At 47.8% G+C, this 25,920-nt stretch carries 30 protein-coding genes and 1 riboswitch; of the genes, 8 read left to right on the forward strand and 22 right to left on the reverse strand.

Features of this window, described 5'->3' with window-relative positions; all coding sequences use genetic code 11:
* Positions 1–66 precede the first annotated feature (66 nt).
* The 8 genes from HP568_RS09145 to HP568_RS09180 form a co-directional block, all read right to left on the reverse strand.
* Positions 67–624, reverse strand: a complete 558-nt coding sequence (locus HP568_RS09145) for a helix-turn-helix domain-containing protein (RefSeq protein ID WP_007717657.1) — start codon at positions 622–624, stop codon at positions 67–69.
* A 52-nt stretch (positions 625–676) separates the two neighbouring features.
* Positions 677–1,075, reverse strand: a complete 399-nt coding sequence (locus tag HP568_RS09150; RefSeq protein ID WP_048033762.1) for a DUF3397 domain-containing protein — start codon at positions 1,073–1,075, stop codon at positions 677–679.
* The gene (locus HP568_RS09155) at positions 1,072–2,037 is read right to left on the reverse strand and encodes a ketopantoate reductase family protein (RefSeq protein ID WP_173628922.1); all 966 of its coding nucleotides are present in this window, start codon (positions 2,035–2,037) and stop codon (positions 1,072–1,074) included. The genes HP568_RS09150 and HP568_RS09155 overlap by 4 nt, the downstream gene beginning before the upstream one ends.
* A gap of 172 nt (positions 2,038–2,209) precedes the next feature.
* A complete protein-coding gene (locus tag HP568_RS09160; protein WP_048033764.1) occupies positions 2,210–3,748 on the reverse strand; it encodes an acyl-CoA carboxylase subunit beta in 1,539 nt (512 codons plus the stop codon).
* A gap of 17 nt (positions 3,749–3,765) precedes the next feature.
* Positions 3,766–4,539, reverse strand: coding sequence for an enoyl-CoA hydratase-related protein (locus tag HP568_RS09165; protein WP_048033765.1), 774 nt, complete (start codon positions 4,537–4,539; stop codon positions 3,766–3,768).
* A gap of 38 nt (positions 4,540–4,577) precedes the next feature.
* Positions 4,578–5,477, reverse strand: a complete 900-nt coding sequence (locus HP568_RS09170; RefSeq protein ID WP_173628923.1) for a hydroxymethylglutaryl-CoA lyase — start codon at positions 5,475–5,477, stop codon at positions 4,578–4,580.
* Positions 5,478–5,528: 51 nt separating this feature from the next.
* Positions 5,529–5,741, reverse strand: coding sequence for a biotin/lipoyl-containing protein (locus HP568_RS09175; protein WP_048033767.1), 213 nt, complete (start codon positions 5,739–5,741; stop codon positions 5,529–5,531).
* Between the two features lie 33 nt (positions 5,742–5,774).
* Positions 5,775–7,130: an acetyl-CoA carboxylase biotin carboxylase subunit gene (locus HP568_RS09180; protein ID WP_173628924.1), complete on the reverse strand. Its 1,356-nt coding sequence runs from the start codon at positions 7,128–7,130 to the stop codon at positions 5,775–5,777.
* A gap of 276 nt (positions 7,131–7,406) precedes the next feature.
* Between HP568_RS09180 and HP568_RS09185 the strand changes: the two genes are divergently transcribed.
* Positions 7,407–7,874: an N-acetyltransferase gene (locus HP568_RS09185; protein ID WP_048033769.1), complete on the forward strand. Its 468-nt coding sequence runs from the start codon at positions 7,407–7,409 to the stop codon at positions 7,872–7,874.
* 86 nt (positions 7,875–7,960) lie between these two features.
* Here HP568_RS09185 and HP568_RS09190 read toward each other — a convergent pair whose 3' ends face one another.
* The 3 genes from HP568_RS09190 to HP568_RS09200 form a co-directional block, all read right to left on the reverse strand.
* Entirely contained in the window at positions 7,961–8,602 is a 642-nt protein-coding gene (locus HP568_RS09190; RefSeq protein ID WP_048033770.1) for an RsfA family transcriptional regulator, read from the reverse strand.
* A gap of 134 nt (positions 8,603–8,736) precedes the next feature.
* A complete protein-coding gene (locus HP568_RS09195; protein ID WP_173628925.1) occupies positions 8,737–9,504 on the reverse strand; it encodes an enoyl-CoA hydratase/isomerase family protein in 768 nt (255 codons plus the stop codon).
* Between the two features lie 87 nt (positions 9,505–9,591).
* Positions 9,592–9,969 (reverse strand): Spx/MgsR family RNA polymerase-binding regulatory protein, encoded by a 378-nt coding sequence (locus HP568_RS09200; protein ID WP_016740704.1) that lies wholly within the window; start codon positions 9,967–9,969, stop codon positions 9,592–9,594.
* 280 nt (positions 9,970–10,249) lie between these two features.
* On the opposite strand from HP568_RS09200, the gene HP568_RS09205 reads away from it, so the two are divergent.
* Together HP568_RS09205 and HP568_RS09210 are read left to right on the forward strand one after the other, a co-directional pair.
* The gene (locus HP568_RS09205; RefSeq protein WP_048033772.1) at positions 10,250–10,948 is read left to right on the forward strand and encodes a helix-turn-helix transcriptional regulator; all 699 of its coding nucleotides are present in this window, start codon (positions 10,250–10,252) and stop codon (positions 10,946–10,948) included.
* A gap of 137 nt (positions 10,949–11,085) precedes the next feature.
* The gene (locus tag HP568_RS09210; protein ID WP_007723294.1) at positions 11,086–11,352 is read left to right on the forward strand and encodes a DUF2626 domain-containing protein; all 267 of its coding nucleotides are present in this window, start codon (positions 11,086–11,088) and stop codon (positions 11,350–11,352) included.
* Between the two features lie 47 nt (positions 11,353–11,399).
* Here the strand turns inward: HP568_RS09210 and HP568_RS09215 are convergent, their stop codons facing one another.
* Positions 11,400–12,497 (reverse strand): class I SAM-dependent methyltransferase, encoded by a 1,098-nt coding sequence (locus HP568_RS09215; RefSeq protein WP_173628926.1) that lies wholly within the window; start codon positions 12,495–12,497, stop codon positions 11,400–11,402.
* Between the two features lie 93 nt (positions 12,498–12,590).
* On the opposite strand from HP568_RS09215, the gene HP568_RS09220 reads away from it, so the two are divergent.
* A complete protein-coding gene (locus tag HP568_RS09220; protein ID WP_173628927.1) occupies positions 12,591–13,664 on the forward strand; it encodes a hypothetical protein in 1,074 nt (357 codons plus the stop codon).
* Positions 13,665–13,677: 13 nt separating this feature from the next.
* Here the strand turns inward: HP568_RS09220 and HP568_RS09225 are convergent, their stop codons facing one another.
* Together HP568_RS09225 and HP568_RS09230 are read right to left on the reverse strand one after the other, a co-directional pair.
* Entirely contained in the window at positions 13,678–14,934 is a 1,257-nt protein-coding gene (locus HP568_RS09225) for a CapA family protein (protein WP_048033775.1), read from the reverse strand.
* 93 nt (positions 14,935–15,027) lie between these two features.
* Positions 15,028–15,675: an MBL fold metallo-hydrolase gene (locus HP568_RS09230; RefSeq protein WP_173628928.1), complete on the reverse strand. Its 648-nt coding sequence runs from the start codon at positions 15,673–15,675 to the stop codon at positions 15,028–15,030.
* A 63-nt stretch (positions 15,676–15,738) separates the two neighbouring features.
* Between HP568_RS09230 and HP568_RS09235 the strand changes: the two genes are divergently transcribed.
* Positions 15,739–16,239, forward strand: coding sequence for a hypothetical protein (locus HP568_RS09235; RefSeq protein WP_048033777.1), 501 nt, complete (start codon positions 15,739–15,741; stop codon positions 16,237–16,239).
* 53 nt (positions 16,240–16,292) lie between these two features.
* Here the strand turns inward: HP568_RS09235 and HP568_RS09240 are convergent, their stop codons facing one another.
* Together HP568_RS09240 and HP568_RS09245 are read right to left on the reverse strand one after the other, a co-directional pair.
* Positions 16,293–16,832 carry a hypothetical protein gene (locus tag HP568_RS09240; RefSeq protein ID WP_173628929.1) on the reverse strand — a complete coding sequence of 180 codons (540 nt, stop codon included), beginning with the start codon at positions 16,830–16,832 and terminating at the stop codon, positions 16,293–16,295.
* Between the two features lie 82 nt (positions 16,833–16,914).
* Complete coding sequence (locus HP568_RS09245) at positions 16,915–17,361, reverse strand: hypothetical protein (protein ID WP_048033779.1); 447 nt, start codon at positions 17,359–17,361, stop codon at positions 16,915–16,917.
* Positions 17,362–17,499: 138 nt separating this feature from the next.
* Here HP568_RS09245 and HP568_RS09250 point away from each other — a divergent pair, with 138 nt between their 5' ends.
* Complete coding sequence (locus HP568_RS09250) at positions 17,500–17,976, forward strand: DinB family protein (RefSeq protein ID WP_048033780.1); 477 nt, start codon at positions 17,500–17,502, stop codon at positions 17,974–17,976.
* Between the two features lie 334 nt (positions 17,977–18,310).
* Here the strand turns inward: HP568_RS09250 and HP568_RS09255 are convergent, their stop codons facing one another.
* Entirely contained in the window at positions 18,311–19,645 is a 1,335-nt protein-coding gene (locus HP568_RS09255; RefSeq protein WP_048033781.1) for a PhoH family protein, read from the reverse strand.
* Between the two features lie 202 nt (positions 19,646–19,847).
* On the opposite strand from HP568_RS09255, the gene HP568_RS09260 reads away from it, so the two are divergent.
* The gene (locus tag HP568_RS09260; protein WP_048033782.1) at positions 19,848–20,450 is read left to right on the forward strand and encodes a YhcN/YlaJ family sporulation lipoprotein; all 603 of its coding nucleotides are present in this window, start codon (positions 19,848–19,850) and stop codon (positions 20,448–20,450) included.
* 23 nt (positions 20,451–20,473) lie between these two features.
* Here HP568_RS09260 and HP568_RS09265 read toward each other — a convergent pair whose 3' ends face one another.
* From HP568_RS09265 to HP568_RS09275, 3 genes are all read right to left on the reverse strand, one after another.
* Positions 20,474–21,661: a trans-sulfuration enzyme family protein gene (locus tag HP568_RS09265; protein WP_173628930.1), complete on the reverse strand. Its 1,188-nt coding sequence runs from the start codon at positions 21,659–21,661 to the stop codon at positions 20,474–20,476.
* On the reverse strand, positions 21,658–22,821 hold the full coding sequence (locus HP568_RS09270; RefSeq protein WP_048033784.1) for an aminotransferase class I/II-fold pyridoxal phosphate-dependent enzyme: 1,164 nt from the start codon (positions 22,819–22,821) through the stop codon (positions 21,658–21,660). The genes HP568_RS09265 and HP568_RS09270 overlap by 4 nt, the downstream gene beginning before the upstream one ends.
* A 94-nt stretch (positions 22,822–22,915) precedes the next feature.
* A riboswitch (SAM riboswitch) is annotated at positions 22,916–23,035 on the reverse strand.
* A 74-nt stretch (positions 23,036–23,109) separates the two neighbouring features.
* Positions 23,110–23,568, reverse strand: a complete 459-nt coding sequence (locus tag HP568_RS09275; RefSeq protein ID WP_048033785.1) for a pyridoxamine 5'-phosphate oxidase family protein — start codon at positions 23,566–23,568, stop codon at positions 23,110–23,112.
* A 168-nt stretch (positions 23,569–23,736) separates the two neighbouring features.
* Between HP568_RS09275 and HP568_RS09280 the strand changes: the two genes are divergently transcribed.
* Positions 23,737–24,048 carry a DUF5665 domain-containing protein gene (locus HP568_RS09280; RefSeq protein WP_015892138.1) on the forward strand — a complete coding sequence of 104 codons (312 nt, stop codon included), beginning with the start codon at positions 23,737–23,739 and terminating at the stop codon, positions 24,046–24,048.
* A 9-nt stretch (positions 24,049–24,057) separates the two neighbouring features.
* Here HP568_RS09280 and HP568_RS09285 read toward each other — a convergent pair whose 3' ends face one another.
* Together HP568_RS09285 and HP568_RS09290 are read right to left on the reverse strand one after the other, a co-directional pair.
* Complete coding sequence (locus tag HP568_RS09285; protein ID WP_173628931.1) at positions 24,058–25,452, reverse strand: hypothetical protein; 1,395 nt, start codon at positions 25,450–25,452, stop codon at positions 24,058–24,060.
* A 191-nt stretch (positions 25,453–25,643) separates the two neighbouring features.
* The gene (locus HP568_RS09290; RefSeq protein ID WP_048033787.1) at positions 25,644–25,919 is read right to left on the reverse strand and encodes a hypothetical protein; all 276 of its coding nucleotides are present in this window, start codon (positions 25,917–25,919) and stop codon (positions 25,644–25,646) included.
* Between the last annotated feature and the right edge of the window lies 1 nt (position 25,920).

Genomic DNA, 25,920 nt, shown 5'->3' on the forward strand with positions numbered 1-25,920 from the left:
ACAAAAAACAAGACAACCCACTTTAATGGGTTGTCAAAGTGTAATACAGGCTTGTTCGCGCTTGCATTAAAATTGCGGAGGGGTGACGGACCAGATTAACAAAGCTTCCGTTTCTCCTGTATTTTCGATTGAGTGTGTTTTGCTGCTGTCAAATGAAATACTGTCTCCTGCTTCCAATACATGCTCTTCATCGTTGAAGCGCGCTGTCACACTACCAGTAATGACCGTGAAGCACTCTTCTCCCTCCGACTGCACGAACTTGTCGACAGCCATTTCTCCAGGCATCAGTCGCACTTCTAGCATCCCCAGCTTGGCACTACCTCCCATCGAGAGTAGCGAATAAGTGCCCGTCGATTCAGGAAAGACCAGTTGTCTGCGTTTTTGCAAGCGAGTCACATGCACCTGCTTTTGATCAATATCTTCGAAAAAATGAATAATCGGTGACTCCAGAGCTTTGGTGATTTTCCACAGCGAATCCAGCGACGGCTGCGAAATTCCACGCTCTACTTGGCTCAGCAAACCTTTGCTTAACCCTGTCTTGCCTGCCATAATTTCCAAGGTAAAGCCGCGTTCTTTCCGAATCATTCGAATCTTATGACCGATGGTCTCGATGGGAAGTCGCATAGTTCCAACCTTCTTTCTTATCGGAATAAATACGATATGTATCAACAGTGCTTTACACGACACCCATCGTTTTGATAATTCCGGTCGTAAACAGCACTATGTAGACGATTCCAAACCAGAGAAACGACAACCGCCAAGCCGAAAATCCTACCTTTTTGAGGGAGAGCCGTCCCTTCCACTTCATCTGTACCCACCCAAGGAGCACGATTACCACCAGGTAAAAGCAGAATACCCACCACCAAGCGGAAAAAGCCTCTGGCCAGATCAGTTCGTAAGCGGAAACGGCAGAACGAATCACCAAAAGATTCGTGATATTTATCGCGAAGCGGCCTGCCAATTTCTTGTTCCGCGTCATTCCATACAAGCTGAAATAAACGATCGGAAATCCGAGAAACGGCACAACCGTCAGCGTCCCCCACAAATAGGCCCAGACATTCGCCAAAAAGGTCATCTACTGTCGCCTCCCTCCTTCCGTATTCCCATGTCTGACTTAAGAAGGATAACGCGAAGCAAGGTTTCGTGCAGCGGAGTCGGAATCCCGGCCTTGTGTCCCACTTGGACGAGATAGCCGTTGATAGACTGCACTTCCGTCGGTCTGCGCTTCTTTATATCCTGCAGCATGGAGGAAAGATTACGGGAAGTATTTCGGCAAATGGAGACAATTTCCTGCAAGTCTGTATCCTCGATTTTTTGTCCGGCATACGCAGCCACCGTAGCTGCTTCCACAAATAAAGCACGCATGAGTTGTTGCGTATGTGGATTTTCGAGGAGAGCACCATTTGGGATTTCAAAAAGCGCGGTTAACGGATTGATCAGCGCATTTGCGATGAGCTTGCGCCAAGCGAAGGGCTGTATTGTCTTTTCATAGACAGCCTCTATGCCTGTTGATAACGCCCACTCGACAAATGAGCGAATCAGTGGATCACTGCAATCAGAAGTCTCCCAAGAACCTACGCGCAAAGTACCTGTACCGGTATGCACGACTTCTGTAGGCGACAATCTCCTTGCTCCTTCCGTATTAATCGCAAAGAAGCACTGTGTCTCCGTTAGAACGGTTCGAAGCAATTCGTAATGACCCATGCCATTTTGCAAAGCGATCACCCTTGCCCCAAGGTCTACCCTTTGTAAGGCTGGAAGCAAGCTGTGCAAATCTGGCTGTTTTACAGTTAACAGATACAGATTCCCTTCAGGCAATCCTTCATCAATGGAGCTGGCAGTGACGGGAACAGTGACTGTTTCGCCATTCAGCTTTTGAAAGCTGAGCCCGCGTTCATTTAGCTGATTCGCCTGGAGTGAACTGCGTGTAACAATCGTAACAGGTTGTCCAGCAAGTGCGAGCCTTGCTGCATACAGCAGCCCGACAGACCCTCCACCTATGACTACCACCTGACACGTCCTTTGTTCTAGCAGCATTTGTTCACCCACATTAATCAATGCTTATTTTTCAAGAATAACAGAGTTTTCGGGATTGTTCAATTGATTGCCACAAAAAAAGATCGAAATTATCGAAATATTCCTAGGTTCTTACACATTTTCTGTAAAAAAAATCAGGCTATCGCCTTTTGACGACAGCCTGAACCCTGATCTATACGGGATAAACTGCATGCTTTCTGTCTGAAAAAACGTGACGCTTTTCCTTGTAAACCTCGTAGCGCTGGATTAATTCCCTTCTCAGCTCGCTTGGAGGCACAACAGCATCAACAATCAAGTTGGATGCCAGTAAGTACAGATCGATATCTTCCTGATACTCTCTACGTTTTTCCTGAATAAACGCTTGACGCTCTGCCGGGTCCTCAATCGCCTGAATTTTGTTGCTGTAGACGGCGTTGACCGCTGCCTCTGGACCCATTACGGCGATTTGGGCACCAGGCAGTGCGAGGCAAGCATCTGGTTCAAACGCAGCGCTGGCCATTGCATATAAGCCGGCCCCATACGCTTTGCGGACGATTACAGATATTTTCGGTACCGTGGCTTCCGCCATGGCGGAGATCATTTTGGCCCCGTGTCTGATGATACCTGCCCGCTCTACTGCTGTCCCGATCATAAAGCCAGGAACATCCGCCAGGAACAGAAGTGGGATCGAAAACGCATCACACAACGTAATGAATCGAGCCGCCTTGTCAGCCGAATCGACAAACAGGACTCCTCCCTTCACACGCGGTTGATTAGCAATGATACCGACAGGCTTGCCATCTAGTCTCGCCAAGCCGGTAATCAGTTCTTGGGCAAATAATTTTTTGATTTCAAAGAACGAATCCTCGTCGACCAATGCTGCAATCACATCATGCATATTGAAAGCTGCATTTTGGTTCTCTGGCACGATGCTCGTGATTTCCTTTGCTGTAGGCACAGGGGCTTTCGCCAGTGCAGTCGGCGGCGTCAACGTATAGTTCGCCGGGAAGAAACGCAGATAGCTACGAGCTGCTTGAATCGCTTCTTCTTCATTGGCAGCCAGCACGTCGCCGCATCCGCTGACGGAGCAATGCATGCGTGCGCCGCCCAACTCTTCCAGGCTCACTTTTTCTCCAATCACCATTTCCGCCATACGCGGAGAGCCCAAGTACATGCTCGCGTTCTTGTCGACCATGATGACAATGTCACAAAAAGCTGGGATATAAGCGCCACCAGCAGCAGAAGGTCCAAACAAAATGCACACTTGTGGAATTTTGCCGGAGAGCTTCACTTGATTGTAAAAGATTCGCCCAGCCCCCCGTCGGCCTGGGAACATCTCCAATTGATCAGTGATACGCGCTCCTGCTGAATCGACGAGATAGAGAAGAGGAACACGCATTTTTTCAGCCGTCTCTTGAATGCGAATGATTTTTTCGACGGTTCGCGATCCCCAAGACCCTGCTTTCACTGTCGAATCATTGGCCATCACGCAGACAGTTTGACCATTTACCTTGCCGATTGCGGTCACAACTCCATCCGCTGGCAGATCACCTGCCATGACATTCGCGAACAGACCATCCTCAACCATGAACTCGTCATCGAACAATAGCTTGAGGCGATCGCGGACGAATAGCTTGTTTTGCTCCTTGAGCTTGTCATGATACTTGGCATCGCCCCCTTGCACTACTTGGGCAATTTTTTCGTGCAATGTGTCTTCCAAATGTTTGGTCATCAGCGTAATCCCCCTCGTCACTCTCCGCGGTATATCGGTTTTCGTTTTTCTTGAAAGGCTGCGAGTCCTTCTAGGCGGTCTTTCGTCGGGACGAGCAGCTTGTACGCGTTGCTCTCAATTTGAAGTCCACTAGCTAGCTCGACTTCCACTCCACAATCGATGGCAAACTTGGCTTGGGCTAGGGCAAGTGGAGCATTCGCTGAAATTTGCTCGGCCATAGAAATGGCTGTCGCCATAAGCTGATCAGCGGGAACAATCCGATTGATCAACCCAATAGACAGTGCCTCTTCCGGAAATACACGCCTTGCCGTAAAAATCAGTTCCTTGGCGACGCCTTTTCCAACCAGTCGAGGCAAACGCTGTGTTCCGCCAGCACCCGGAATAATCCCGAGCGATGTCTCCGTTAAACCCATCTGGGCGTGTTCACTCATGATCCGCAGATCGCACGCCAACGCCAATTCTGTACCGCCCCCCAGTGCCAGCCCGTTAATCGCCGCGATGACTGGTTTCGGTAGCTTTTCCAGTTCTGTGAACGTATCCCGAATCGTTTGGATATAGACTTCGACCTGTTGTGGTGACATGGAGCGCCGCTCTCTTAAATCTGCACCAGAGCAAAACGCCTTGTCACCAGCTCCTGTAACAATGACCGTCCGAAGGTCACGATCATGGCTGATTTCACTGATCAAGCCACGCAGTGTCACGAGCGTTTCAAGATTGAGGCAGTTAAAAACTTCTGGCCGTTGCAGCGTTAGTACGCCAATTGCACCCTCTCTTTGCAGGGAAACCGTCATCTTCTACCCCCTCTTTGCGAATGTGTGGAACATACCGATCATCCAGCTGGTTTGCTTGCAAGCGATGCCCGCAGCACTTTTGAGGGGAGCTCTTTGTCCAACTGCTTCCCAATATACGCACCAGCCTCAATCAACTTCTCGAGATCGACGCCCGTTTCATAGTCCATTCCATGCAACATGTAGACCAAATCTTCAGTCGAAATGTTGCCTGCAGCTCCTGGGGCATACGGGCATCCGCCAAGGCCGCCGATTGAGCTGTCAAAGATCCGGATTCCTTCATCTAGCGCTGCTGCTACGTTCGCCAATCCAGTTCCTCTCGTATCGTGGAAATGGGCGGCTAAGCGCTCGTTCGTAACATCTTTCACAAGCTCTCTAAAAACCTCATGAACCTGCTTCGGCGTTGCAACCCCTATCGTATCCCCGAGAGAAATCTCGTACACTCCCATTTCCAAAAGAGCCTCTGTCACCCTGCGGCTATTGTCCAGCGGTACGTTTCCCTCGTACGGACAACCGAACACGGTTGAGATATATCCGCGAACTTTCATCCCGAGAGCCAGCGCTTCCCGGGCAACCTCCCGCAGGATCGGAAACGTGTCTTCTATCCGTTTATTGATGTTTTTTTGATTATGCGTTTCAGAGGCAGACATGAACAGAGCAATCTCTGTCAGTCCGCATTGGCGCGCCCGCTCCAGACCACGAATATTTGGAACCAATGCGCTAAGCGTTACCTCTTGACTGCGATTGATCCCCTGTAAGACCTCATCTGCATCCGCCAATTGCGGTATCCATTTCGGATTCACAAACGAACTTGCTTCTATTCGCTTCAAGCCTGCTGCCATCAGCTTATGAATCAGCGCGATTTTTGCTGCTGCCGGAACGATCGCGCTCTCATTTTGCAGCCCGTCACGAGGACCGACCTCCACGATTTGCACACGCACAACAAGTCACCTCCTTGCCTAGCGGTCGCTCAGTTTAGAAGTATTCTAATCCTATTCTAAAACGACAATGATATCGCCATCGTTGACAAAATCGCCAATGTTCGCCTTTACTTCCACAACTTTTCCCGAGGCTTGAGCCTGTACAGGAACTTCCATTTTCATCGATTCCAGCACAAGGACGTCTTGTCCTTCAGTGATCTCGTCACCTGGCTGTACCAGGACATTAATAACAGTTCCTGCCATATTGGCTGCTACTTGTTTCATGGATGGTCTCTCCCTTACATATCATTTTTTCGCTTAGCGTTTTTCCGTGCTTGACGCAGCTCCGCGCTCAGTAACGAACCATGTCGTATAGTTACCTGCTCGGAATTGTTCGTCCTGTAATACTTCTTGCAAAAACGGAATGTTCGTTTTAATGCCAGTAATCAGAAAATGATGCATAGCGTTCTGCGCCTGTTGCACAGCCTCTTCTCTTGTCGCCCCAGATACAATCACCTTTGCAATCATCGGGTCGTAAAATGGAGTCACCTGTGTCCCCGTCTCTACCCCATCATCAATTCGTACATGTTCGAATGCAGGTGGCTGGTACAATGTAATCGTCCCTGGCGATGGCAGGAAGGTGACAGGGTCTTCCGCATAGACACGCAGTTCAATCGCGTGGCGCAGAGCCTTGACGTCCTCTTGCTTGATCGACAGCGGGTGACCATCGGCAATGTCCAGTTGGAGCGACACGAGGTCAATACCCGTCATTTCTTCCGTCACGGGATGCTCTACTTGCAAGCGTGTATTCATTTCCAAGAAGTAAAAGTTTTTTTGCTCATCTACGATAAACTCAACCGTTCCAACTCCCGAATAGCCCACTGCTTTCGCTGCTGTAACCGCTGCATTGCACAGAAGCTCTCTCGTTGCTGTGTCCAAAAAGGGCGAAGGGCTTTCTTCGAGCACCTTTTGATGTCTGCGCTGTATGGAGCATTCCCGTTCTAATAAGTGGATAACGTTTCCATGCTGATCGGCAACGACCTGCACTTCGATGTGGCGAGGACGTTCCACGTATTTCTCCATGTACATCGCATCGTTACCAAAATACGCTTTTGCCCGACCTTTCGCCGATTGGTAGGCTTGGCGCAGCTCGGCCTCGTCCCGACAAATGTGCATCCCGATTCCTCCGCCGCCAGCACTGGCCTTTAGCATTACGGGATACCCGATGGACATGGCAATGACCGCTGCTTCATCTGGAGAATCGATTGCCTGTTCGCACCCTGGAACGACTGGTACTCCGGCAGCCTCCATAATATGGCGGGCAGTCAGCTTGTCACCCATTTGACCGATGACCTCAGGGGTCGGACCAATGAATAGAATACCTGCCTCCAGAACACGGCGGGCAAAAGATTCGTTTTCTGACAAAAGACCGTAGCCTGGATGAATGGCATCGGCACCGGTGCTTTTCGCTGCTGCAAGAATGGCCTCTACGTTCAGGTAGCTGTGTGGCACAGGTGGTGGACCAATATGGACGGACTCATCTGCTTCACGTACAAACGGCAGATCCTTGTCTGCATCCGAATAGACAGCAACCGTAGCCACACCTCTTGCCTTGCATGTACGGATAATTCGTCTGGCAATTTCACCACGGTTTGCGATTAATACCTTATTCATGGCAACGCTCCCCTCTTTGACAAACCGACTACAACCGTAAGCGCTTCCAAATTGTTTGCCTGGTTTGTATCATGTGATGCTACTTTCTATTTTGCCACGAGAATGATCATAGTTCTAGGATGAAATTTTAAATTTTTCCAAGGAAGCGAAATCATTTCCTGACAATCCCTCCAATAAAAAAAGAAAAACACTTCGGAAAAGCCAATCATCGTGTATAATAAAGGGGCGGGGCCAAAAGGTGGCCAAGGCAAAGAGCTGTGAGAGGAGTGGCTAACCATGTTTGAAGTAAGACGTTTGCAAATCAACTATAAGACACTGGAGGAATTCCAGAAGTTTCGCGAATTTGGCCTGGAGGAGCTTTCTATGAAGGAAGACCTGGAGGCGAACATCGTGGAAAACGATTCGGAATCTCCATTTTACGGTATTTATGATAACGATCTTCTGGTAGCACGTATGAGCCTCTACAAAATTGACGGGAAATACGACCGTTACTTCCAACCTGCGCAAGACTATTATGAGCTGTGGAAGCTCGAAGTCCTGCCCGACTACCGTCACAAAGATTACGGAACTGCTTTGGTCAACCACGCGAAGAGCTTTGGAGCTCCTATTAAAACCAACTCCCGCTGTCGCGCAGACGATTTTTGGTTGAAAATGGGCTTCACGCCTGTGAAATACAACCTCATGCGTGACCGTGGTGAAAACCCGTACGTATGGTTGCCAGAGAGCGTAGAGCTACAAGACTAGCTCTCCCTTTCCCAACACGAATGACAAATGAATGCGTAAACAAAAAGAAGCGGATTAATGTCCGCTTCTTTTTTCATGCTTTCTGCTTATTTTTCTACGCGCTCCAAGTTTCCGTTTTCATCCATTTTGAAGATCGCTTTGTTGGAATCCTCTTCCTGTAAAAAAGCAAGCTTGCGTGCACGTTCCATGATCTGTACCAAGGCACGGTAGTCATCATTGACACCCTGAACCTGATCCAGCTCTTTTCTAGCGCGTTCATGGGCTTCTTTCAATTCTTTTAACTCCAATTCTTTTCCTTCCAACTCTTGTTCCAATTGTCGCAAACGACGACTCATTTCTTTTTGATTCACGAGCATGCGAATGACTGCTTCAATCTGCTGCTCCTCTACATCCGCGTACTTTTGCACCTCTGCTACTGGTGGCTCAGAGCGTTTGGTGTGCAACGTGACGACCTCGACCTCAGCCACCACAGGAGGAGGCGCTTGAATCCTCCCGAGCTTTTTCAGCTGCTGCCTTTGGCTTTTCGCAATCGAAATGGCCGCATCGTACCGTTTGCGCACGCAACTGTTCCAGCGGAAGCCGCACGCAGCTGCTGTCCTTCCTAACCTTTGACCCACTTCTTCAAATGCAGCAAGCTGTGTGCCGCCTTCGCGTATGTGGCGCAAGGTGACTTCCGCCAACACTAGATCGTCATCTTCGGTCCATGCGTCTTGTCTGGAAGCTACCATATGAGTCCCTCCCGTTACCTTTAAAAAGGATGATGTAATTCATCCTATGCTTTTCCCTACTCTTGTAGAATCGCTTTCTACTAGAAAAAGTATGTCCAAGCAAATAAATGTTTAAACGAAAAGGACTACATCGATCACGATGTGGAGCGCTTTGTCAGGAAGCTTTCCACTACGGCGACATGTTCAGGGCTACCCCAAAGATGCGCACATTGACTCACTTCGCGCCGAATTCGTTCTTCTTGCGGAAGGCCCATACGCTTCCACTGCAAGACCTTCATGTACGCCTCAATGCCAGCTAGCGGCTGGCCAGCGATTTTTCGAGCGAAACGATATACTTCCTCATGCAACTTCTCTTCTGTGTATACCTCGTCAACAAAACCGTAGGACTTGGCTTCCTCTGCACGCAATCTGTCACCTGTCAACAGGAGTGCGAGTGCTTTTGACTCTGGCAGCAAGTCCAACAGCCGACTTCCTCCACCCCAGCCCGTCGTGATATGCATGCTGATTTGTACAAACCCGAAAGTCGCCCGGTCAGTGGCAAAACGAAAATGACACGCGCCCGCAAACTCACAGCCACCTCCGACCGCTGCACCGTTAATCATGGCAATCACCGGTTTGGAATACTGATCAATGGCGGACAAAAGCCCCGTTACTTTACTGAGCAAAGGATGCGCCTGTTCAAAGCCGCGCGCTGCAATAAACTGATTCAGATCGCCTCCGGAAACAAAGCTTCTCCCTGTCCCCGTCACAATCAAAACCTTGACCTCAGGATCGGCTTGGCAATCTTGCAAGACCTGATGCAGTTCATCAACCAGCTCCACGCTGATCGCATTATGTACATGCGGTCGATTTAATGTGATCGTGGCGATACCGTCCTGTTTTTGTAAAAGCAAGGTCTCCATAAGAACTCCCACCTTTTTATCAGCTTGTGGCTTTATTTTACCTTTCGATGGACAAACAAAAAAGAGGAGGTCTTTCCCCCCTCTTCATTAGGACAGTAGATTTTTCATGGCGGAAGAATTGAATCCGACGATCAGGTTTTCACCGTCAGTCAGGATCGGACGCTTCAAAAGCTGAGGCTCTTCGCTAAGCATTTCGAGCAGTTCCTTCACCGACATATCATTAATATCGACATCCAGGTTTTTAAAACGCTGACTTCTCGTCGACAGAATCTCATCCAGGCCATTTGAAGTCATTTTAATAATATCAAGCAGTTCTTCTGCTGTTGGTGGATTTTTGAACAAGTGACGCTCTTCGTAATTCACTCCGTTTTCTGCCAGCCATGCCTTCGCTTTGCGACAGGATGTGCAGCTAGGATAAGTGAAAAACGTCAATTTTTGTGTTTGTGTACGTTCAGCAACGGCCATTGGTTACCCCTCCATCTCATCTATCACGAATGATTTCATCTATAAAAGTCTTACCATTTGCAGTTCTTGATGTTTGGTTCAAGCTCTTACAAAAAGTTAGTCAATAAAATTTCCTTCCTTACTTTGGATTTTAATGCTTCATTAACACTATGTCAATAGTAGTTAATTTAAAAACTAGATGAAAATTCGTGTGATCTGCTGTTGTAGCACACTGCTACCTTAACAAGTAACACAAAATGGGATACACTTATGGAGATTGTTTTGAGAAAGGGGTATCGGCATGGACCACGATGCGCAAAAGTTAACCAGTGCTTTAGCTGACCCCACCCGTTTTTCCATTTACCAATTTGTCGCCTACAGTAAAGATCCCATCACGGTTCAGGATATAGCTGATCATTTCTCTATCCACCCTAATGTGGCACGCTTGCATTTGACGAAGTTAGAGGACGTGAATTTACTCACTGCTGTTACAGACAAAAGTGGTAAGGGAGGACGTCCCAGTCGGTTGTACTCACTGTCTGAACAGGTTGTGAGTCTGCAATTCCCTCCTCGTGACTATCAGCTGTTGGCCGATATCGCGATTGAAAGCCTGCTCTCGCTCGGCGAAGCTGGCGAAGCCGCTCTAATTAAAATGGGACATCGCATTGGAACAGAGATGGCAAAACGGGCGGTTGTCCAAAGCGGAATCAATTTAGAAATAGCCTCTATGGAAGAAAAATTGGACCTGGTCCATCGGATTGTCGTGGCTCAGGGATTGAAACCAGACATCGAAGCAATGGATGAAGGAAAGCTGCGTTTTCGCGTAAATAACTGCACCTTCTCTGATAGCGCAAAAAAATATCCGAATGCCGTATGCCAGATGCATAACGCTCTGTTGATGGGAATATTCGAAACGTACTTGGGGAACATTGAATTACGTGAGGATGATTCCAAAATTCGCGGATGCCAATCCTGCAACTATACGGTGATTCAGTATTAGCACCGCAAGTCCAGTCTCTCCTCCCCGGGTGACAACAATCCGTCATACCTTTATCGTTTACACGTGTTCACCTGTCCTATATAATGGGGGAGGAATCTTGTAAATCTTACCGGTCGAGGCAAAAAGGGGGGACAAAAATGGATCGTATGTATCGCGTTCTTGGTTTCTGGACCATCGTGATCGCGTTGATGGCGTTTTGGGCAGAATTGTACCCGATGGCGCTCATCTTCTTCAGTTTGACTGCTTTCTTCGTAGCGCTGAGCTACATGAACCTGACTGAACGAGTATACCTAAACATTTTCTTCGGCTTCATGTTCCTGTCTTTTGTTGGATTCACGTATTACACATTCTTCGTGATGCCTGTTGGTCCACAAGAACACGCTTTGCTACAATTGATCATGTAAGAAAAAAGATGCTCGCCTTGAGCATCTTTTTTGTGTTCTCCTCTTTTTTACTCCCCGGTGTCTTTCTCTTGGACCATGACCCAGAAACGTCCACCCAAGCCAGCAGGATCAATCAACTGCTGAATCGCCCGATTCCGTTTCATCGCAACGCTCGTGAAAGGGTCTGTATCCATATGCGCGACCGCTTTATGAAGCAAGCCATTCCGCATCAAAAACCGATCCTGTCTCATATAGTCTATTTCCCGTAAACCCGCCTTTTCTCCATACTGCTTCCACGCAGAAAAATTCACATGTGTTGTCAAGTCTTGTTCGCCTATGTTGATATACGGATTTGTATGAGCCTGATGACGATGGTAGCACATCAGTGTTCCGTTTTTTCGACTGGGATGGTAAAGCTCTTCTTGCAGGTCGCCGTAATCAATCGTGATGACGAACCCTTTTTTCAATAGGCTGGAAACTTCTTGTGCAGCTTGCTCCATCGCCATATTTATCTCCATCCGCATGCCGATTGGCAGCTTCAAGTTCAGCCCGCGCAAATATTCCCCTAGCGCTGGTGACATCTCCCCCAGATACTCTTCTAACCCGCCCTCGCCAACACGCACCCACACTTCCTGCCAGCCCGATCTAGTTTTCTCCACAATATGTACGGGAAATGCGTCCAGCCATTCATTCGAGAAAATAACCCCTTCTATTTTCTCATGCTTGGTAGCTTCATTCACGGAAGAATACCAGCGCTTCGGACCCTCGTGCCACTGGAGCGCCTCCTCCTGCATTTTCCGGTGATACGGACTCGCCTCTATTAAAATGACCGTCAACTGTTTGTATACCTCTGGTTTGCTCTCACGGATACGCTCCAACATGTGACGGCAAATGGCCCCGGTTCCACCACCGATCTCAACGAGCACAGGCGAAGTGATATTCGCCTTCTCCCATAATGCCAAGACTGCATCTGCGATTGTTTCCGCAAAGACAGGATGCACCGATGCACTCGTATAAAAATCTCCCGCTTTGCCTACTTTGGGTTGTTCCACCATATAATATCCATAAGTGTCATGATAGAGGGCCAACTCCATAAAGCGCGCGAACGTAATCGCTTTCCCTGGTTGGCTTGCTATTTCCTCGTGAATCAGTTCGATCATCGTCATAAGCTCTTCTCCTGCTATCCAAATTCAACTAGATAAGGCTATAATACGAAAAGAAGCATACAATATGGAAAGGCAAAAGCAAAAGGTGAAATCATGCGCAAAATTCTTCTCGTCTTGTTCCTGCTTGTATGTCCACTGACGGTATTCGCCCAGGAAGAGCCCTCTACTCCTTTGGAGCAGCTCATCCTGCAGCAGCATTTTACACAAAAAGAGCTGGAGCGAACCCTCACCTTACTCAAGGAAGAAGAGACGCGGACATACGGGGAAATCGCTCAAATGGATCTCGATTTGCAACGACAAAAGCTGGTGATGGAAGCGACACAACGCCGGGCCGGTGAGGTAGCGCGGGCCTATTACATGGGCGAGCGTACTAATCTTCTGACGTTACTATTAAATGCGGAAAATTTCAATCAGTTCTTATTGATGTACGACTTCTACGAGATCTTGTACGAGCGTGACATGTCTCGACTAGAGTCCTATCATACTGAGCGCACCAAGCTCACCGCGATGCAAACCGACAAAAAAAATCGATTGGACCAACTTCAAACACTGCGAAAAAAATACGAGCTTCAATTGTCGGAGATGCTCGCCGTTGCCGCTGAAAAAGAAAAAAACGTACAAAAGCTGGACGACCCGACGGTTGTGGAATCGATGATGAATCACTTGATTTTAGATTGGGAAAAACGTGGTTTGCCCGCTTTCCAGACCTTCTTCGGAATGCTCGCGCAGGTCATGGTTCAAGTTCCCGAGTTGGCGACGCCGGATCGAATTCAGTCGGAAGGTCTCCTCAAGCATACGCTGACCATCAACCAGACTGACTTCAACAATTTTTTGATAGAGAAAGACGCCTTGTTTAAACAATCCCACTTCTCCTTTGAGGATAATAAGCTGACCGTGGAAGGCACGTATGATCAGATGGAGCTAAAGCTTGTTGGTAACTATGAGCTCGTCTCTCCTACCCATCTCAAATTCCACATTACCGAGCTGTACTTTGACGGCTTTGCCTTGCCTCAATCGACCGTGGAGGAAATGGAAGAAGCTTACGATCTCGGATTTTATCCGGAGCTGATCTCCCCCAATATCCAAGTACAGGGCATCACGCTGATGGACGAAGAATTAAAACTCCAATTACAATTCAATCTTCCATTTGGATTCGGAAAGAAGTAAAGCCAGCTATTCGTTAGCTGGCTTTTTTCTTGGAGACAACCTTATTAACATGAGCCGGCATTTCCTTCTGCAATTGTGTCATGTACTGGATCGCTTCTTTCGTCAGCGTAGGATATTTCTGCCCCTGCTTCAGCTTCTCCAATGTTTCTGACACCGGGTAAATAACATAGTTGCGCTTGTTATTTTTCCGATAAAAATGAACGTAGGTCGGAATCATTTCAGCACTTTCAATGCTAGCCTCTCCTGACTCATTCTTGTACAGCACTAGCTTCAGGATTGCGCCAACATCCTTGTAGTCCCATCGCTGCGCAGAGATGAAATTGCCTAAAGAGTAAGTGATTAGTCCTTTGTGTTGCCGTCCATCTTCGAGGGTAACCGTCTTCCATTCATAAGGTTGTACCACATGTGGATGCGCACCCAAAATCAAATCCGCTCCAAATGTTAGAGCTTGCTCGGCGGTCTTGATTTGTTCAGGACTGGGCATGCGCTGATACTCATTTCCGAAATGAAGCGCCACTGCAACCAGATCGGCTCCTTTTTCTCTTGCCCGTGCGATGTCTTTTTTCATCAGTTCAGGCGAAATCAGATTGACCAGATACGGCTTGCCCTCTGGAATTGCGATGCCATTCGTCCCATACGTATACGCTAGCAAGGCGAGTGTGAATCCGTCCTTGGTCAACAACAAGGGCTCATCTCGTTCCTCGGGACTCGCAAACGTTCCCGTGTGCGGCAGACCAGCTTCATCGAGATATTTGATCGTTTGCAGAACCCCTTGCTCTTTGCGGTCCATCGAATGGTTATTCGCTGTCGATACCGCAGTGAATCCAATTTCCTTCAACGTATGTGCTAGCGACTCTGGAGAATTAAACATCGGATAGCCTGAGTATTTGGCCTCGCTGCCGCTCATCGTTGTCTCAAGATTGCCGATGACCCAGTCTGCCTCGCGGAACATCGGAATGACATTCGGGAAGAAACGTTTAAAATCATAGCTTTTCGTCGCTGGGTCCCAGACGGCATCCAACTGCTCCTGATGCATCATGATATCCCCAACAGCGAGAAGGGAGATACGCTGTTCCGGAAATCTTGATGGCAAAGTCGGAGGTTGTGTCTCCTGTCGATCGGGCGCTGTCTGCGGAGGTGTTTCGGGATCAGGCACTTTCACGTTGGGAGCTTGGTTCGTCCTGTCTGCTTGGGCGACGGGTGCCGCACACCCAACCAGACTCGTGCAGGCGATAACGAGAAGGAGTGCCCATTTCCATGTTCGCTTCATAATGAATAGCTCCTTTAGTAAATGGTGACCCCTTCCTTTTCTCCATCACCTGACAAAATCCTCTCCCAACCTTTATAAAGAATGATGAAGTAACTAGCGAAGCATGCCTGTAACAAACGGATTGTACGTTTTCTCGTAGTCGATCGTCGTCTTCGGACCATGCCCTGGATAAACAATGGTTTCATCATCGAGCTCAAACAGCTTGTCTTGGATGCTGATCATCAGTGTCTCGTAATCTCCTCCGAAGAGATCCGTACGCCCGATGCTCTGGTTAAACAGAACGTCGCCACCGAAGCAATGCTGGCCAATTACAAATGAACAGCTGCCCGGTGAATGACCTGGCGTATGAAGCACCTGAATGTGAAAACCTGCCAGTTCCAGAGTCTGACCATCCTCTAGTTCGTGCTCCGCCCGCTCACATATGATGAGTTCAGGTAGATTCCAGCGTCGAGATCCGTTGAGATCCGGGTTTGTGAGCCATTCCTGCTCCAGCGGATGAATGTAAACCGGTGCTTTTGTCAATTCTCTTACTTGGTTGAGACCACCAATATGATCCAAGTGGGCATGCGTCAAAAGAATGGCAACGACGTTTTTATTCGTGAGGGCGTGGAGCAACTGATCTGGCTCCATGCCCGGGTCAATCACAATGGTTTGATTGGTATCGGTGTTTGTCACCACATATGCATTGGTTTGAAATGCTCCCAACGCATAGGATTCAATGGCAAGATTTTGATTCGTCATAGGAAACCTCCTTGATTTTTTGATACGATAGAAAAAACACGCTTGCAAACATGGGGGTATGACATGCGCCATATGTACGGAATTGAACTGAATGTACCAGCCGGGAAGCTCCCTGGCTTCTATGCTCAAGTCATACATAAAATCGGAGATCATGTCAATGTCTTTGATCGGGACAAACTGCTTTTTATTGTAGAGAATCAAGCTGAACAGGAGAAGCTGGTAACCATTTTGGAGAAGTCCAACATGTTAGGTGATGCCTTCTCTCTATTGCTGCTCCCGTCAGCAACCACAATCGATCAACTCGATGATATCGGTTTTGTCTCCCAAAATGAACATTTGTATGTATATGCAGATCAAGTTGCCATCGTAACGCTCGGAGCTCCATCCCACTCTGAAGATCAGTGGGCAGCCAAGGAGCAACTCCGCGAGCATGTTCTAGGCGTGATACCCGAAAATACACAACAGCCCGAAGCCTACCTGATCGATCAAAGCTTGATTCCACTGGCAGAGGGAATCGCGAAGGCTTATCAAGTGAAGCTCGTTTGGCTCCATCCGACTACATAAATCCATGACACGCAAAAAAGGGAGCTCCTGATAAGCGAACTCCCTTCTCCTTTTTACGATGATTTACGATCAAATCGGAACCACGCAACTTGATTGTCCACAAGACCAAAATTGGCGGTGTATTTGCTGCCTTCATATATCACTTCTTGTTCGCCTTTTCCTTTGCCGTACAGCTTCTCTAGCTGTTCCGCACTGTCAAACATGGCGAGTCCTCGATATGTTTTGAATTTTTGCGCGTCCTCACGGGGTACTCCTCCTAGCATGATCGATGTCAATTCGCCTTTGTGGACTTTGAGCATCATCTGGGTCTGATCCACCAGCAGCATCCCCATCACGGCATCTCCCGCACCCTGCGCCATCTGCTCTACCGTGTAGCTTTGCCTTGTCACCATATCCATAAAATCAGCTTTTGTCGGTTTCAAAATATCCATCGCTTCTTTTATGTTCTGCCCGAGATAAATGCCGTTTACTCCGTATTCCTTTTGATTTTCGGGGTCAAATGTAGCAGTTGGTTCCGACTGGGTCGAACACGCGGCCAAAACTACTATTGTTACTACCCAAAACGCAGTCATTCGCAAGCATTTCCACATCATTCACCTGTGCCCACCTTTGCTACCGCTCTTTTGGTTATCTTAGCGTATTCGGCAAGCATCGGGCAACCTTAGGGAGACGAGCTTATTCTCGTGTTCCGCTAACTTTGCGGCGAGGTCGATTTGGTGGCAGATTGTTGTCCACCGATTGTTTGAAGCTCTCTAGTATTTTGAGGAGTGATGCGAAAAAAGGCGAGCCAAACACCGCAACAATTCCCCACATCCAGGTTCCTAGCTGCCACGAATTTTTTACATAAGCGGATTGGGCACCAGTTAAAATAAGAGCCGGGTCCAGCCCAAGCATGCCAAAAATGACACCCGCAGCCAATACGGAAATAAGTAGATTGAAAAAACGCTTGTAGTGCATCAATCGAGCTGCGTGATACTGATCCTCCCAGCAATTTTCTTTCGCCTCATAGTCCGTCGCCAAAAAGGGAATGACTGATTTAAAAGCTTCGGTAACGCCTGCTGCCGCGCTGGACACCGCTGTTATATAAATCAAAAAAGAAATAGATGAATCCAACGTAACCATCATTCTTCCCCCCTTTGTACATATGTATGGAGTTAGAGGGACAACTTGCAAATTTTTTTGCAGTTTGTATATTTCCCCTTTTCTGTTTATGCGGTAACATGTTGGTGCATGTAAATATGAGGAAGGGCAGGGATTGCTATGCAGGACTTTTCTTTTGTATGGAATCAGTACGACTTGATTCGCGGAATGTTTTTGAAGAGATTAACGGAAATAACCGAGGAAGAAGCAGACGTGGTTCCCGATGGCTTTAAAAACAACATTCGCTGGAATATTGGTCATCTTCTCCTGACACAAGATTACTTGCTCTTCGGACCAGAAGGAATGAAATGTCCTCCGTATTACGCAGCCATGTTTTCTCCAGGAACCAAGCCTGCTGATTGGCAAAAAGAAGGACCTTCCCTCGAGACTTTAGCTGCCGAGCTAAAAGAACAGCATGTGCGTATCAAAGAAGAATTGCACTCCCGCTTGAATGATCCATTGCCAAAACCGTTTGAACTAGGAGACAGAGGTACTATGCATACTTATGGGGAAATGATGGTCTTCACTCTTTTCCATGAAGGTATGCACATCGGATGTATTTCGTCTTTGCGAAATGCGATTGCAGCTGCTAAATAAGGAAATTTGGACAAAAACGCGGGAATTTTTTATCCGCGTTTTTTTTTGCCTCCGAATCTCAAAAAAATGAAAACCGCTCCAATGAGGAGCGGTCCTTGTCGAGCCCGAATTGCTTATGGGGTTCTACCGGTTATTCTCTTTGGCTCTTCAACCTCCATCGTAGAGAAAAGTAGCTAAAGGAATCGGTTTGTCTCCATACGACTTTCGTCGATTGCTTGATCATGATTATCCACGGATCTTCGCCTCCTGCAAGGCATTTCGCCGTTTACTTACATGAATCATCGGGCTCGACAAAAATAGTATGACCTCCTCGCAGTTTTTCATACATCCATCTTTACAATAAATCTGCGGCCAGCTGTGCGAGCACACTCCGTTCGCCTTTTTCCAAGCGGATATGCCCAGCCAGCTTTTGGTCTTTAAATACTTCTACCACGTAGGTTAAACCGTTGTTGCTCTCATCCAGATACGGATGATCGATCTGCTCAGGATCACCCATTAGCACAATTTTCGAGCCGTCCCCCACCCTCGTCAGGATCGTCTTCACTTCATGCTTTGTCAAGTTTTGGGCTTCATCAATGATAATAAATTGTTCGGGGATGGAGCGCCCCCGTATATACGTCAAAGCTTCCACCTGCAAACTACCCATGCCTGCCAAAATTTTATCCAGATCTCCTGGCCGCTTTGTGTTAAACAAATATTCCAAATTATCATAAATCGGTTGCATCCACGGTCGAAGCTTCTCTTCTTTTTCGCCGGGCAAATAGCCGATGTCTTTTCCAAGCGGAACAATAGGTCTTGCCACTAACAGTTTTTTGTATTTTTGCTGGTCCTCGATTTGCAGCAGGCCCGCTGCTAATGCCAGCAAGGTTTTTCCTGTACCGGCCTTACCGGTCATGGTTACTAAAGGAATATCATCACGTAACAGCAATTCGGTTGCCATCCGTTGCTGCACGTTACGGGCTCTGATGCCCCAAATCGGATCATCATCTGAAATAAGCATTTCTAACATTTTTCCGTCCGGGTCGACTTTTCCAATCGCTGAAATAGATGGGTTGCATTCGTCCTTCAGCACTAAAAATTGATGAGGGTAAAAGCGATAGCGCGGAAAACAGGAGGCCAGTTGCAGCTTTCTTGTCGCATAGTAAGTCTTGATGATGTCGGACGCTACCATCATCTTCTGATACCCCGGGTAAATACTGGAGAACTCTCCCACAACTCGATCCGAAAGAAAATCCTCTGCGGAAATATTCAATGCATCAGCCTTGACTCTCATGAGAGCATCCTTACTTACCAAAATGACTGGTCTTGGCTGTGGCTTTCCGTTTTCCTCCTCCTGTAAGTTTAGTGCGACCGCCAAAATGCGGTTGTCATTACTCATTTCCGTAAATTGTTTCTGAAGGCGGTGGAAAGAGGAATGATTCAATTCCACCCGAAACAACCCACCTGTTTCTAGGGTAATGCCTGTGTGCAATTGCCCCAGCTCACGAAAACTGTCAAAGAGCCGAGATACGTACCGAGCATTGCGGCCAATTTCATCCATGTACCGCTTTTTGGAATCGATTTCTTCTAATACGACGGCTGGTATGACAATTTCATTGTCAGCGAAAGAAAACATCGCCCTTGGATCTTGCAGGAGTACGTTGGTGTCCAGTACGTAGATTTTCTTCAAAATCTCGCCTCCTATTACCCTTCTTATATACCCTATGCAATTTTTGGAGGGATGCTCAAGTGCGGCGACGTGATGTACTACAGTCTATGTTCAGGTAGACAGAGATAGACGACCCATTGGCAGAATGAAAATGGACAGCCCAGAACAAAATACTTGTAACCCTGCCCTCCTCACGAAGGACGGCAATACTGGGAAAGGGAGAATGCCTGTGAAACGGATCATGATCTGCTGCCTCGGTTTTAGCTTGTTGCTTACAGCATGCATGTCGGGAAATAAACCACCGGCGAATCAGGCTGCACAGCCGAAGCATGCCACTCATACGCAACGCGTTCAGCAAACAACTCCTGAGCCTGCTTATAATCAATCTTCTCAAGCCACCGCTGACCGTCTGGTCCAACTGGCAACACGTGTGAAAAGGGTACACAGCGCGACTGCTGTGGTCTTGGGCAAATATGCCGTAGTCGGTATTACGGTGGACCCGAATCTGGATCGCCCAGAAGTCGGCGTCATTAAGTATACGGTTGCGGAAGCACTGAAAGAAGACCCTCAAGGAGCGAACGCTGTCGTAACGGCAGACCCTGCCATCGTACAGCGGTTACGTGAAATGAGAGATGATATTCGTCGCGGCCATCCTGTTGCCGGAATTACGGAAGAGTTGGCAGATATCGTAGGTCGGATCATTCCCCAACTGCCGCGCAGTGTGCAGCCTCGCGAAGAAACCCCTTCTCAGGTAAAAGAAAAACGCATGCACAAAGAGCCGCAAGGACAAAACAAGATCAACGCAAATCGTACAGGAACACCTTAAAAGAAAAGAGGTATCCCCCGGATTTAAGCCCGGGAGAATACCTCTTTTTCTTTATAGACTGGTGTTTCAGATGGTAAATGATCCAAAGCTTGCTTCAAATCTGCCACCAAGTCATCGAAATCCTCTAAACCAGCTGACAACCTGATCAAACCATCTGTGATTCCCCTTGCTGCTCTTTCCTCAGCAGGCATTGCTGCATGTGACATCGTAGCTGGGTACGAGAGAATTGTTTCGACTGCCCCGAGGCTGACAGCCACAATCGGCAATTTTACGCGATCAAACAACGCTTTTGCTCGCTCGCGGTTCCCGACATCAAAAGAAAGAACAGCCCCATGACCAGTCGCTTGTTGTGTTTGAATCAAATGACCGGGATGATCCGCCAGTCCTGTATAGTAGACTCGGCTTACTTGTGGATGCGATGACAACCAGTCAGCCAAGCTCGCGGCTGTTTTCGTGCTCACATCCAATCGGGCTTTCAATGTTTTGAGCCCACGCATCACGAGCCAGCAGTCCTGCACACCCAGAATCGCTCCCATGCCATTCTGGATAAAGTAGAGCTGCTCCCCCAACGCAGCCTCTCTGGTTACAGCCAGACCTGCCACGACGTCGCTATGCCCTCCGATAAACTTCGTTGCACTATGAATGACCACATCCGCGCCAAGCTCCAATGGCCGCTGGTAATATGGGGTAAGGAACGTATTATCGACTATGACGAGCAAGTTGTGATCCTTCGCGATACGAGAAACTGCTGCAATGTCTGTCACCTTTAAGGTGGGATTGGAGGGACTCTCCAGGTATACCCCTTTCGTTGCCGGTGTAATGGCCGCACGAACAGCTTCTGTATCTGTTGCATCCACGAACGTAACGGAGATGCCCATTCTTGACAATACCTTTGTCAAAAACCGAAACGTGCCACCGTAAACATCCTCCGCCACTACAACATGGTCTCCAGCTGAAAACAACATGAACACGCTGGAAATGGCAGCCATGCCAGATGAGAACGCGAAACCGCGTGCGCCTCCCTCCAGAGACGCAATGGCTTCCTCCAAAGCCTGCCTGGTCGGATTGCCTGATCTGGCATAATCAAATGTACCTGGCTGATCAATATCAGCCTGATGAAACGTGGAAGCCTGATAAATCGGAACCGACGACGCACCTGTGAACGGGTCAATGCAAGTCGAACCGTGGAGGAGCTTGGTTGCAAAATTCATCGTACACTCCCCCCTACGACCAAACTAGCATTCAATGCCTGAAACAAATCGGCTACGACATCATCTGGATGCTCGATGCCAACCGACAGTCGCAACAATCGATCACAAACACCGACATGCTCTCGTACTTCTTGCGGGATATCGGCGTGAGTCTGCGTCGCCGGATACGTACACAATGACTCGACGCCACCCAGACTTTCGGCAAAGGACACGATTTGCAGATTTTGCAGGAACAATCCCACCTGCTCTGCATCACGTACACGGAACGATACCATCCCACTATGCCCAGTCGCTTGATTCACCTGGATCTCATGCCCCGGATGCTCGGGCAAACCTGGATAAAACACCTCCGCAACTGCTGGATGCTCACGCAGCTTTTCCGCTACGATCAAGGCATTGGATTGATGGCGCTCCATCCGCAAAGCCAATGTTTTCATCCCGCGAACGAGCAGCCAACAATCTTGTGGTCCGAGCACAGCACCGATTGAATTGTGCAAAAACCGGATTTTTTCCGACAACTCTTCCCCTTTTGTGACGATGAGTCCAGCCAGCACGTCGTTATGTCCTGCCAAATACTTGGTTGCACTATGTAGGACGATATCTGCGCCAAGCTCTAGTGGGCGTTGACAATACGGGGTTAAGAATGTGTTGTCTACAATCGTCAGGAGCCCGTGCTGCTTCGCCAATTGCGTTACAGCTCGAATATCGGTAATCTGCATGAGTGGATTGGTTGGTGTCTCAACAAAGATAGCCTTTGTATTTGGAAGAAGCGCATTTTTGAGTGCACCAATGTCACGCAAATCCACGTATGAAAACGTCAGACCGTAGCGAGAGAGCACTTGCTCGAACAATCGATAGGTTCCCCCGTACAGATCGAGTGAAACGATCAGATGATCCCCTTGGGAAAACAAGCCCATGACAGTATGAACAGCAGCCATTCCTGAGGCGCAAGCGAATCCTGCATCCCCTGATTCCGCTTCAGCGATAGTCTCCTCCAATATGGTGCGAGTAGGATTAGCTGTGCGCGTATAATCATATCCAGTGCTCTGGCCCAAGGCAGGATGGCGATAAGCCGTTGCATAGTAAACAGGAAAGCTCACCGCCCCTGTTTTTTCGTCTCTGCCTACTCCCGCCTGAATCAACTTTGTTTCCAATTTCATGTCTGTTTCTCTCCCTCCAATAGTGTACGAGGGCATCAAAAAAGCCCTCTTTCCTCTGAAAGAAGGCTTTGTTTACGTCACCGTAAGCAAATCCTTCTCATCTTTCAGAGTTTGATAACTCTGCAGGAATTAGCACCATTATCTCCCTGTTAACATACAGGTGATTGGTTGCCGGGCATCATCGGGCCAGTCCCTCCGCCGCTCTGGATAAGAAGATTGCTATTCAATTCGATTGAACCTAATACTAATGGATCGGCAGGATTCTTGTCAACAATTTATTTCCACCTGTTAATTTGCATCTTTCAAGGCGGTCATAACTTGATTGTCCAGCTTCGCTGCCGCGTTTTTGTCATACGTCTTTTCATATTGTGGTTCTACGGAAATACGGGAACCATAAAACATAATATCACGAACGGCCTCAATTTTGATTTCTGCCATGGCCAGCTTGAGCGGAACACCTTCCAGTCGGTCTGTTTTGACGGTAGCACGACCATTAATGGCAAAAGATGAGCCGGCACCGATTAAATGCAGGACAACTTGCGGTTCCTTCGCAATATTAGCCAAAATACGTGAGCGATTATCCACGGCAAAACGAATCGTATCGGCGCTGACAGCATACGTCCAGGACAAGGAGCTGAGCGATGGTGCCCCTGACTCATGATCTACTGTGCCCAAGGTAACAAAACGCTCCTTTTGCAAGAGCTGGAATAAATCTTCGGAAAGAGATTGGGAAACAGTTTCAGCCATTTCAAAGCCTCCTAACAAACGTTTTGTACGTTCATTTTACCCTTCGCCTAGCGGATAGGCAAACGTTTCCTCTCCACCTTGATTCTGGTTGTCTTTTTCCCTAGACTGGTAGGTAACGATACCGAATGATGGAAGGGGATGGACAGCTTGTCGCCTACAGACCGCCTCATGCAGCAAATTGACCAAGTTCTTGAAGAGCTTCAGGAAGTTCGGAAGGTAAATGAGCGGATGCATAAAATTGCAATGTTCCTGGAAGATATTCGACTAGCAGATGTGATCCAAAATTACACAGCCCCACGCAAGCTGCTCTGGATCAATTTCCTCGCAGGTCTTGCCCGGGGTCTGGGATTGACGATTGGTACTGCTATCGTTTTGGCTTTCCTCGGTTCCCTCTTGACGCAATTTCTATCAATCCCCATTCTAGGGGATTACATCAGACAATTGGTGGAGTACGTCGAGACTTACAAGCAGCGACCTTAACGTTAGAGACTAGTCTCTGTCGTCGTCATGATCTTCGTCGTCATCGTCCTGGTCATTATCGTCATCATGATGTTTGTCGTGCTTTTTCCAATAGCCATACGCGTTGCCATTGGGATGCTTATCTTTCTGCTTCCCTTTTTCTTTTTTCTTTTTGTCATCATCGTCGTCTTCATCCTCGTCTGTTGGCTTCACAGGCTCGACAATGACTTTTGTGCTTAATGCAACGTCAGCTTTCTTAACCAGCTTATCATCTTCATACAATGCGAATTGAATCGATTTGGCGCTAAAGGAACGATTCTTGTAAGACAACGTCAAAGAAAACTCACCTTTGTCATTCGGTTCAATTTCTTTTTTCTGACCGTCTGGAGCGATCACAAACAATTCAGTATCGTCCTTTTTATTCCAGCCGCTTACTGTCCCCTTCACCTGGATGGACTTGGCGGCAGGATTGTTTACAGCAGTTGCCTTGATGGCATATTCGGTCGCTTGATCCTTGTCAGGAGCGTTAACAATTTCTACCTGAACGGATTCGGAATCAACCTTCTTGCCATCCTCGTAAACCTCGATCAAGGCTTTTTGATCTTTTGCTGCTTGTACATCCTTCACTGAAACCGTAAAGCTGCCTACGCCATCCCACAGCTTCTTCACGCTTGCGTCTTTTTTCACGCCATTATAGGTGACAGTTACTTTGTCTGCCCCCTGCTTGACAATTCCTTTTACTTTTAATTCCTTTTTCTTCGCATCCAATACAGACATCGTATGGATGATCATTTCCTTATCTTCTTCTGCTTTTGGAACGATCTTTACCTTTTCGCTATCGACCAGCTTGCTGCCTTCATAGGCACTCACGGTTACATACGGCTCATAGGATGCATCAGGAGCTTCAAAGCTGACTGTGAAAGAGTGCTCGTCGGTTGGAACGACTTCAATGATATCGGAATTCGGCTTTTTCACAACCACCTTGGTGACATCGGAAGTCACAATCCCCTTTATGTACACCTTGTTATTTTCAGTCTTGGCATTTACGCTCACAATTTCTTCATCGTTGTCTGTCAGGCGCACTTCCAGCCAAATATCGCTGTAGTACTCGTTGTAGATACGCTCCCACTCCGCTTTGTTTTCTTCCATAAACGTTTGGAGCTTCGTATTCAAGTTGATTTCTTCTACAATGATGTACAAGTGATCCGCTTGATTTTTCAAGAGCATGTTCAGTGTGGTTGGATCATTTTGGGCAAGTTCTTTCAGATTGTAGCGTGTAACTTGCTTACCCTCGTCGTTCATGACTACCTTTGTGGCACTTGGACTTGCAATCGAGCTTGCATCGGCAAAAATTGGCGTCAAACAGCCAAGAATACCTGCCGCAGTCACCACTGCTAATACGGGCTTGGTCATGTACTTTTTCAATGGTAGTTCCCCCTTCTAGTCTGCCAAAATCCCCCTGCATGCTTGGGGCATGAATATTGACGGGAAATCATTTTCAAAAGTTGCATCTTCCAAGAAACCGCGTCTTATTACCTATAAAAAACGCTTGATACAAAAAAACTCCACCCAACTTCCGAATCATTTCGGCAAGTAGAGGGGGAGTCTTTGTCCCGTTAGTTGCAGTTGTACTTGGGTTCACTTTCAATCGCGACCAATAAAGCTTCGACTGATTCAGCAGGGTATCGCACTTCCATGGACTGAGAGTCAACGCTCCCGAATAGCACGTACCAACTGCCTTCCTGTCGATAGCCAATATCACTCATTTGATGATCCTCTTGCAGCAATTGCAAGAAAAAAGCAGCTGTATCCAAAGCAGAGCGGTCTTCTGGTCGCGCATCGGCAACCACTTGAATTTGCAGCCAATTAAAAAGTGCATCTTCACGCTTCACG

This window comes from Brevibacillus sp. MS2.2, assembly GCF_013284345.1.
Lineage (GTDB): Bacteria > Bacillota > Bacilli > Brevibacillales > Brevibacillaceae > Brevibacillus > Brevibacillus brevis_C.

What these genes read in the sequence shown, in the direction of transcription:
- HP568_RS09145 (WP_007717657.1), bottom strand. Translation starts at nt 624, where the DNA reads ATGCGACTTCCCATCGAGACCATCGGTCATAAGATTCGAATGATTCGG.
- HP568_RS09150 (WP_048033762.1), bottom strand. Translation starts at nt 1,075, where the DNA reads ATGACCTTTTTGGCGAATGTCTGGGCCTATTTGTGGGGGACGCTGACG.
- HP568_RS09155 (WP_173628922.1), bottom strand. Translation starts at nt 2,037, where the DNA reads ATGCTGCTAGAACAAAGGACGTGTCAGGTGGTAGTCATAGGTGGAGGG.
- HP568_RS09160 (WP_048033764.1), bottom strand. Translation starts at nt 3,748, where the DNA reads ATGACCAAACATTTGGAAGACACATTGCACGAAAAAATTGCCCAAGTA.
- HP568_RS09165 (WP_048033765.1), bottom strand. Translation starts at nt 4,539, where the DNA reads ATGACGGTTTCCCTGCAAAGAGAGGGTGCAATTGGCGTACTAACGCTG.
- HP568_RS09175 (WP_048033767.1), bottom strand. Translation starts at nt 5,741, where the DNA reads ATGAAACAAGTAGCAGCCAATATGGCAGGAACTGTTATTAATGTCCTG.
- HP568_RS09180 (WP_173628924.1), bottom strand. Translation starts at nt 7,130, where the DNA reads ATGAATAAGGTATTAATCGCAAACCGTGGTGAAATTGCCAGACGAATT.
- HP568_RS09185 (WP_048033769.1), top strand. Translation starts at nt 7,407, where the DNA reads ATGTTTGAAGTAAGACGTTTGCAAATCAACTATAAGACACTGGAGGAA.
- HP568_RS09190 (WP_048033770.1), bottom strand. Translation starts at nt 8,602, where the DNA reads ATGGTAGCTTCCAGACAAGACGCATGGACCGAAGATGACGATCTAGTG.
- HP568_RS09195 (WP_173628925.1), bottom strand. Translation starts at nt 9,504, where the DNA reads ATGGAGACCTTGCTTTTACAAAAACAGGACGGTATCGCCACGATCACA.
- HP568_RS09200 (WP_016740704.1), bottom strand. Translation starts at nt 9,969, where the DNA reads ATGGCCGTTGCTGAACGTACACAAACACAAAAATTGACGTTTTTCACT.
- HP568_RS09205 (WP_048033772.1), top strand. Translation starts at nt 10,250, where the DNA reads ATGGACCACGATGCGCAAAAGTTAACCAGTGCTTTAGCTGACCCCACC.
- HP568_RS09210 (WP_007723294.1), top strand. Translation starts at nt 11,086, where the DNA reads ATGGATCGTATGTATCGCGTTCTTGGTTTCTGGACCATCGTGATCGCG.
- HP568_RS09215 (WP_173628926.1), bottom strand. Translation starts at nt 12,497, where the DNA reads ATGACGATGATCGAACTGATTCACGAGGAAATAGCAAGCCAACCAGGG.
- HP568_RS09220 (WP_173628927.1), top strand. Translation starts at nt 12,591, where the DNA reads ATGCGCAAAATTCTTCTCGTCTTGTTCCTGCTTGTATGTCCACTGACG.
- HP568_RS09225 (WP_048033775.1), bottom strand. Translation starts at nt 14,934, where the DNA reads ATGAAGCGAACATGGAAATGGGCACTCCTTCTCGTTATCGCCTGCACG.
- HP568_RS09230 (WP_173628928.1), bottom strand. Translation starts at nt 15,675, where the DNA reads ATGACGAATCAAAATCTTGCCATTGAATCCTATGCGTTGGGAGCATTT.
- HP568_RS09235 (WP_048033777.1), top strand. Translation starts at nt 15,739, where the DNA reads ATGCGCCATATGTACGGAATTGAACTGAATGTACCAGCCGGGAAGCTC.
- HP568_RS09240 (WP_173628929.1), bottom strand. Translation starts at nt 16,832, where the DNA reads ATGATGTGGAAATGCTTGCGAATGACTGCGTTTTGGGTAGTAACAATA.
- HP568_RS09245 (WP_048033779.1), bottom strand. Translation starts at nt 17,361, where the DNA reads ATGGTTACGTTGGATTCATCTATTTCTTTTTTGATTTATATAACAGCG.
- HP568_RS09250 (WP_048033780.1), top strand. Translation starts at nt 17,500, where the DNA reads ATGCAGGACTTTTCTTTTGTATGGAATCAGTACGACTTGATTCGCGGA.
- HP568_RS09260 (WP_048033782.1), top strand. Translation starts at nt 19,848, where the DNA reads ATGCCTGTGAAACGGATCATGATCTGCTGCCTCGGTTTTAGCTTGTTG.
- HP568_RS09265 (WP_173628930.1), bottom strand. Translation starts at nt 21,661, where the DNA reads ATGAATTTTGCAACCAAGCTCCTCCACGGTTCGACTTGCATTGACCCG.
- HP568_RS09270 (WP_048033784.1), bottom strand. Translation starts at nt 22,821, where the DNA reads ATGAAATTGGAAACAAAGTTGATTCAGGCGGGAGTAGGCAGAGACGAA.
- HP568_RS09275 (WP_048033785.1), bottom strand. Translation starts at nt 23,568, where the DNA reads ATGGCTGAAACTGTTTCCCAATCTCTTTCCGAAGATTTATTCCAGCTC.
- HP568_RS09280 (WP_015892138.1), top strand. Translation starts at nt 23,737, where the DNA reads ATGCAGCAAATTGACCAAGTTCTTGAAGAGCTTCAGGAAGTTCGGAAG.